Source organism: Gluconobacter sp. (assembly GCF_047723935.1).
In the GTDB taxonomy this organism is placed as follows: Bacteria; Pseudomonadota; Alphaproteobacteria; order Acetobacterales; family Acetobacteraceae; genus Gluconobacter.
In genome coordinates this window covers 37,413-45,281 of record NZ_JBDOBO010000019.1, presented here as the reverse complement: position 1 = coordinate 45,281, position 7,869 = coordinate 37,413, and the positions used below count along the sequence as shown (strand labels likewise).

General features: G+C 51.5%; 4 protein-coding genes. 1 reads left to right on the top strand and 3 read right to left on the bottom strand.

Translation table 11 applies throughout. The features are described 5' to 3' along the window. The first annotated feature begins 701 nt into the window (after positions 1-701). Positions 702-2,816, top strand: coding sequence for a beta-N-acetylhexosaminidase (locus ABF979_RS08825; protein WP_415559216.1), 2,115 nt, complete (start codon positions 702-704; stop codon positions 2,814-2,816). 290 nt (positions 2,817-3,106) lie between these two features. Here the strand turns inward: ABF979_RS08825 and nagB are convergent, their stop codons facing one another. The 3 genes from nagB to ABF979_RS08810 all read right to left on the bottom strand — a co-directional run bounded on the left by nagB (position 3,107) and on the right by ABF979_RS08810 (position 7,679). Then, complete coding sequence (gene nagB, locus ABF979_RS08820) at positions 3,107-3,898, bottom strand: glucosamine-6-phosphate deaminase (RefSeq protein ID WP_415559214.1); 792 nt, start codon at positions 3,896-3,898, stop codon at positions 3,107-3,109. Next, complete coding sequence (gluP, locus tag ABF979_RS08815) at positions 3,895-5,139, bottom strand: glucose/galactose MFS transporter (protein WP_415559212.1); 1,245 nt, start codon at positions 5,137-5,139, stop codon at positions 3,895-3,897. The genes nagB and gluP overlap by 4 nt, the downstream gene beginning before the upstream one ends. A gap of 122 nt (positions 5,140-5,261) precedes the next feature. Further along, positions 5,262-7,679, bottom strand: a complete 2,418-nt coding sequence (locus ABF979_RS08810) for a TonB-dependent receptor (protein ID WP_415559211.1) — start codon at positions 7,677-7,679, stop codon at positions 5,262-5,264. Positions 7,680-7,869 lie beyond the last annotated feature (190 nt).

Here is a 7,869-nt window from a genome sequence, read left to right as displayed (position 1 = left end):
GTGTAAACTAGAGCATTTTTAATCTCGGAAGGGAGATATGACACGTGCATGATTTTTCAATTCAAAATCATGCATCTTCGTTTTAGCGCAGACCTGGATCTCCTTAGGATCGCCTCTCGGACAGCCCCCACGCTTTGCAAATGCCAGGTGGGAAGTGACCAGAGACGATCGTGATTCTGCTTCTAGAGCATTCAGTGACGCAAACGGTTTGAGGTGTCTGACAAGAGAGACGACCTTCCGCCATGAAAAGGGGCCGCTTTAGAGCTCCATTTTCCGTGATCAATTAAGTTTTTCAACTAAACAATCCAGCGAGGGTTAATACCGCCTGAAAATCTATTGACAGCAATTTAATTCCTACTCCGTAATAAGAGACCAGAAAGTCCCTTAGGCAGGAGCAAAGAAACATGACGTCAGATGCGTGACTTTGCGCCGGATTAGGATCAAGCGGTCGCGTTCCTAGAGCTTTTCACAGCGTATGGGTCGACCGGCCGCGTGAACGCAGTTTCTACCTCTCCTAGCCATCGCGTCGTGGCCTTTCGTCATCAATCGCTTTGCCAATCCACCAAAAATTTTCTCTCCACTTTGCAGGACGACAGTTTGTGAAAAAAGGCCTTCACCGCGTTTTGGCGCTCTCTGGGATTTTACTCAGTAGTGTCTGTGCCTTCCCCTTTTCTCAAGCGCACGCGCAATCTCAGGACGTATTGTCTTCCGGGCCGGTTCTGCTGCCAGCTCCCGCTCATATTTCCTTTAGTGGTCAATCCATCCGCCTTGAGGGAATCAAGATCGTTTGGGACAGAAAGGCTACACCTCTCGAAAAAAAAGCGGCGACACGTTTTCTGGGTCGCCTGGAACAATTGCATGGTGCAGCAACGGATACGGGCCCCAAGACGGTTTTGCATATCCGAACAGGGCAAGACCCTTCATATCTGACGGTAAATGAACGAGAGGGATATCGTCTGTCCGTAAAGGGTCAGAATATTCGACTTGAGGCTGATGGGCCGGCAGGCGTGATCCACGGCTTTGCAACCATCCTGCAGCTTGTGCATACCGGGCCATCAGGCCGACAGATTACGGAAGCCGACATACAGGACGCCCCAAGGTTCTCGTGGCGTGGTCTCATGATTGATGTGTCGCGACATTTCATGTCGCTTGAAACCATGGAGCGCCAGCTCGATGCGATGGAGCTTACCAAGCTGAATGTCCTGCATTGGCATTTGAGTGATGGAACAGGTTTTCGCATTGAAAGTTTGCGCTATCCGAAACTTCAGCAAGCGGGAGCGCATCATCAATATTATACGCAGTCCCAAGTCCGAAGCATTGTTCAATATGCTGCCGATCGCGGGATCCGGGTTGTTCCGGAAATAGACATCCCGGGACACACACTATCCCTCCTGCAGGCCTACCCCGAACTGGCAGCACAACAGCCCGTATTGGTGACGGACGCTGCAGGTAGAGCCTGTACGACGAGTTCAGCGGATGGTCAGACGACTACACATTGTAACCGCAGACCCAACCTGAACAACGCCGCGCTGAATCCGGTCAGCCCTCAGGTCATTGATTTTGCAGCAAATCTTTATGCCGAAATTGGAAAGCTTTTCCCGGATCGCTATATTCATTCAGGTGGGGATGAAGTTCAGGATCAGCAGTGGCTGGATAACCCAGCAATCGTCTCTTACATGAAAGCTAACGGATACAAGGACGTCCCGGCACTTCAGGCAGCATTTACAGCCAAAATTGAAAAGGCTCTGGCTGCTCAGGGCAAGATCATGATGGGCTGGGATGAGGTCAGTGAAGCTCCAATTCCTAAAGATGTTGTGGTCGAAGTCTGGCGAAACGCAAAATGGACCGGATCGGCCACAAAGGCTGGTCATCCGGTCGTCGTATCTGCGGGATACTATCTGGATCTATTGTACTCTTCCGCAAATCATTACGCTGTAGATCCTGATGCAACCCGTCCTGCCAATCTAAGCGCCGCGGACACTGATCGTTTACTTCATCAAACACTGGGGCGCCTTGAAAGCGCCTTTGCTCCAGACCCGGATATGGCGCCTTTGGATGAGGCCCAACGCAAAATGGTCCTTGGCGGAGAAGCTCCTTTATGGGCAGAAATTGTCTCTGACGAAATGTTGGATGCGAGGCTTTGGCCGCGTTCGGCAGCAATTGCCGAGCGCTTCTGGTCTCCGGCTACGGTTCAGGATGTTGATGATCTGTATCGCAGACTACCTGTCATCATGAATGAACTGGAAAAAACGGGCTTACTCGCACGGGAGCACACGGACCGCATGATCGCTGAGCTCACGCCCAGCAATATCACACCGTTGACCATACTAACGTCTGTCACAGTCCCGGTGCAGAATTATGCCATGAACCATCTTGCTGCTCCTGCAGGAGACGCGATGCTAAAGAGTCCAGCCGCCATTGCATCTCCGGATAGCTTCAGTGCAATCGAATTCAATGCACTCGCGAAGCGCTATGCGGCAGGGGATCGCAGCGTCGTTGAACAGCTGCGCAAATCATTGAACATCTGGGCAACCAATGATGCAGCTTATGTTCAGGTTGCGACGTCGCCTCAACTCCAATTGGCAGAGCCTGTTTCCAAACAGTTATCTCAGTTGGCAGTTCTTGGTCTGGAAGCACTCGAACCCGGCGGTCATGATCGCGCCTGGCACAAGAAGGCGCATCAGCTTTTGGCTGTACAGGATCTTACCTTGATTGATCCCACCAGTTTCGCCGGTAAGGACCGCGTGATCCCACCGAGTGGGCTGCTGATTGCTATTGTTCCAGGCATTCACACACTGGTTCAAAGCACCCGATAACAGCCCTTATACCCGGCGCGGCAGGAACATGTCCTGCCGCGCCGGATAGAGCCGTATGTATTATTATCTTGTCGATTCTCAGAAAAACCAGCCAGCTTCATAACTTAGCAGTCTACGACCGAACTGTGCGGGTGCTACAGGCGAGCCCGAAGCTGCGTTGCTCCACAAGGAATGCCCTTCACTTATTTGCTTACCCATCTGTCGGCATGACGAGAGACCGGCTTGGAACTTCGAAGGAAGACAACGTGCAAGGATAGGCTCTTAAAAGCCTACCCGGTTGGTCATTATCATCAGTCCATCAGAGCAATCAGCTCAGGATCGTGCTTTAACTGCCAATCTATTGCCGTGCGCCCCATAAGAGCGGATGCCGCTTCTTCATCCAAAACCACCAGGCAGGACGGATGAGACTGTAACACGGATCCCGGCACAGCGGCGGTAACAGGCCCTTCAATTGTTTGTGCAGCAATGTGTGCTTTCGCTTGACCGGTTACCACCAGCAAGGCCATGCTCGATTCAAGGATGGTTGCCGTTCCCATGGTAATGGCGCGGGAAGGGACGTTGTCTGGATTGCCATCGAACATCTCTGCATTCTGCTCGAGAGTGGTTTGAGCAAGGGTGACGGCGCGTGTTCGGCAATTCAACGAAGAAAGAGGCTCATTAAAGCCAATATGTCCATTTTGGCCTAGGCCAAGGAGTTGAAGATCAATGCCTCCAGCCTGAGCGATAGCGGCTTCGTAATTTTTGGATTCTAAATTGACATCGTCGGCTGCACCATTTGGAACGTGAGTACGTTCCGGAGAAATATTAACCTTCGAGAACAAATGTTCCTGCATATAATATCGATAGGATTGCTCGTCAGCGCCATCAAGGCCGATGTATTCATCCAAATTGAACGTTGTTACAGAAGAAAAATCCAAACCATGTTCACAATGTTCTGCCACAAGAAGTTTATAGATTGCTTCCATCGTCCGGCCGGTTGCGAGCCCAAGGACGGATGACGGTTTCCTAAGTATCTGGCGCTTCAGGATATTGGCAGCAACGGTTCGAGCGGATGCCGCATCTGGGCAGATCAAAATTTTCATGCCTCGGAGGCTCCTGCAGGCGTTTTCGTGAGGTGAAGGTGAGTCGTTTTCATAAAAATAGCAGTCATCCAAAGCCCTATGAAGAGGTAGGACGGGATTACAAGCCCCATGAAAGCGAATGTTGTGCCAAGCCATGGGGTCAGATGAACAAAAATCTGGGGTAACACCGCGCCGCCAGAAAAAGCCATCACCAGAAAAGCCGTTGCCTTGGCCCCATCAGTCCCGGCCTCCGCCAAGACAATGGGGAAGAGAGCCGGTAAGATCATGGCGTTAGTAAACCCAAGCAACGCGACACACAGGACTGGGACCACTCCTTGTGCGGTCAATGACAGCAGACAGACGAAAATACCCAGAATGCAAGACAGGATCATATAGCGTTCCTGGCTGATAAACCGAGGAACCACAACCATTCCGACAAGGTACCCCGCCATCATGGAGGCGAGTGTCATGGCTGTCAGATACTTGGTTACGTCCAGCGACAGACCGTAAGAGCGACCGAAGAGTCCAATAGCGTCGCCCGCCAGAACTTCAATTCCCACGTACAGGAACATTGCCAGCACACCCGAGGCCAATTTTAAAGGATTTCCCTGGCGTACCGGATCTTGCGTCGTCACTCCTTGTTCTATCGTGATTTCCGGGAGAGAAGATCGCGCAACAAGTATGGCCAACAATACAAGTAAACCGGCCATAACTCGGTATGGGGTATGTACGGCAGTAGTAAATTTTATAAGAATAGCGTCACGTTCTGGTCCGACAGGTGCATTATGGATGCTCGCTGCCACTTCGCCGACATGTGGCATGACAATAATGGCGAACAAAGAAGGAGCCACAATACCCGCAAACTTGTTCGCAACCCCCATGATGGCAATACGCTGAGCTGCACGATCATGATCACCAAGGAAGCTCACGTAAGGATTAATTGTGATCTGAAGCAACGAAAGGCCTGCCCCAATCACCGTCAGTCCACTAAGCGCGCCCGCATACCATCTTGCGTTGACACACTCCCCGAACAGGCCCGTGCCGACGGCCATAATGGCCAGCGATACAACGAGGCCATGTCTCAAGCCAATCCGCTTGGATAGCAAGGTCGCGGGAAGGGGAAAGACAAAATATGCAAGATAAAAACACACGGGAACAAGAAAGGACGCCACGTCACTAAGGTTGAAAGCAACCTGCACAAAAGTGATAAGGGGCCCATTCAGCCAGGTGACAAACCCTATGCTGAAAAAAAGGGCGGCCATGATAAGAACAGGCCGCCATCCATAAGCTTCCGCGGGGCTCGATATGGGAAACTTGAACAAAAGATTGCCCTCTCAATAGGCTGCTGACCAATATTGATGTGATCAGCAGCCTGTCGTGGGAATTAGAAGCCTGTGGAAAGCGAGACCATCGCCGCGAACACGCCACCGACATAATAAACTGGTGCGCTGGCATTTGCGGTCGCACCCGTGGAGGTCAGGTGGGCCTTGGCGTTGGAGGTGTAGCTCGAGCCGGATAGATAATGGTTGTCGCCAAGATTGGTGAGGTTTAACTGAATCTGTGGGTGCTTGATGCGCCCATAAGAATTCATACGGTAACCAAGTGCGATGTTTGACGTGATGTAAGACGGCATCTTCTGGTCGTTCATGAACGTCGTGTACTGTGAGTCCACATAGCGCAGATCAAAGTTGCCGAAGAAGTGCCCGTCATCATAGTTCAGGCCTACTGCAGCAGTAAATTTCGGGGCGCCAACCGCAATTTTGCCGGCAGTCGGCAAGAGACCGCTGCCTGTGTTGAAGTCATTATCAAACGTTGAGTGCAGGAACTGACCAGACACATAGGGGCTGAAATGGTGCCAACGTGCCAGTCCAAATTCGGCCTGAACACCACGAGACGTCTGACCACCAATATTGATCGGGGACGCAACCATCATGTTCGTACCCGGGATGTAGCCCGTTGATGTAACCTGATGGTTCGTGATGTTGATGTTAAACAGTGACATCGCAAAGTTGTAGAGTTTGTCCTGATGACGATAGCCAATTTCTTCGCTGATCGAGTATTCAGGTTTCAGGCTCTGCGGCTGCATCACAGCATGGGCGGAATTCGGATCGAAAATCTGGGAATAGGCTTCAACAGATTCTGGTGCACGGAAAGACGTGGTGCCGTTGATATAGATCTGATCCTGCTTGGTGATCTGATAGCTGGCAGAGAACTGCGGCAGCGGCTCGAAATAATTGCCCTGCATCTTGTAGGGATCAGCACCTGGAATCAGGTTGGTACCCTGACGTGACACCATGGCAACCCGGAAGCCTGCGCTAAGCGTGAGCTTATCGTTCAGGAGCTTCTGGGTGTCAGCAATAAACAGCGTGTTGACCTGCTGCATGAAATTCAGGTCGTAACCAGACAAAATCTTGCCGTTTACCCGGATCACGCCGCCCGAGAGGCCGACACCATTTGCATTGACAGGCGTAAAGTCTGAAAGCTCTTCATGTGTCGTATAGGCGTACCACCAGCCAAACGAGAACGTATTGCTTCTGCTGATGTTCCAGTCTGCGGATGTGTTGAGGCCGCCAGTCTTCTGGTTCCAAGGATCGCGGCTGGATGTCAGGATGTTGCCATTGACAACCGTCCCACGATCAAGATTGCCGTATTGTTGTGTTCCGTAATATCCACCACTCGCAGGAATATTCTCGCCACCAAGTGAGGGCCCGAACTGGTGTACATAGTATGGCGTTACCTGAAGATGCAGGTGATCTGAGAGTGTGAAGTGCATCGGCACGACGACGAGCTGCTGATTCAGGTTCTGCTGGTTCAGCTTGTAATAAGAAGCATTACCTGGAGAGAAGGTCGGGGAGTAGGCAAAGCCGACACCATATTGCTTCCATTGCGCCATCGTTGGCGACCGCCATGATGTTGTCTGCTGACGGTTATAGGAAAACATTGCAGAGATGCTGTTCCCGTCGCCCCATTCTTTTACGAACTTTGAATCGACGTGATAACGGAATAGGCCGCCTGGTCCACGGGCACCGTTATTATAACTGGTGTGCGAGAATGACACGAACCCGCGAATGCCTGAGTTGCCAATATTGCCCGTTTCGAGGCGAAGAAATTCTTTGTTAAAGCTGTAAGACCCGCCAGCAACATCGATGAAGCCACCAGCTTTTTTCGATGGATTGAGAGCAGACGCTGTGATCTGCCCACCAACAGCATTGTAGAATGGTGCATTCAGGTCAGGCGATCCCTGAGAAACTGTAACAGCTCCAAGGTTCTCCGTATCAACCAGTGTGCTGGTATAAGGCGCGTAGTTGATCGGATCGGCGAGGGGAGCGCCTTCGAACAGGTAGCCAATCTGCGTCTGGTTCAGGCCCCGCATCTGAATATGATCGCCAGTAATACCGTAGGGATCCTGGCTTGAAACGGTAACACCAGGAAGATCCGCAACCAGTGACGTAATATTGGAAGAGGGCGACTGCTTGGCGATAAAGTCACGAGTGATGCCACTCTGGGACCGTGGAGCCGTCTGATGCGGCATGAGACCGCCGCCAGGGGTTCGGTTCGTAACGCCCGTTGCCGACAGAGAATGGGTTGTAACAGAGATCTCCTCTACCGACGGGGTGAATTGCCCCAGAACTGAAGGCCCTGGGCTCGAAGAGCGGGAATGCCGGGCAGCAGCTGTAGCCTTGGTGGCTGGAGAGCCCTTAGATGAGGCGGGAGCTTTGTTTTCCTGTGCATTTGCACTGGCGCTTACGAGGCTGGCCATCGTGACACAGGAAACCAAAAGCTGACGGAATGTTATGCGCATTGTGACAACTCCACTCTGCGGCCCGTCTCAGCGCCGCTCTTTCGTTTCTTTATGGCAATCATCATGCAGAGCCGTGTTTTAGTACGCAATAGGGCTCAAAGAAGCGAAACTTAATTCACAATGTAAACAAACAAATTTTCGATCTGAATTCGAAACTGTTGCTAAAAAAGCACGAATTTTGATGGTTTCT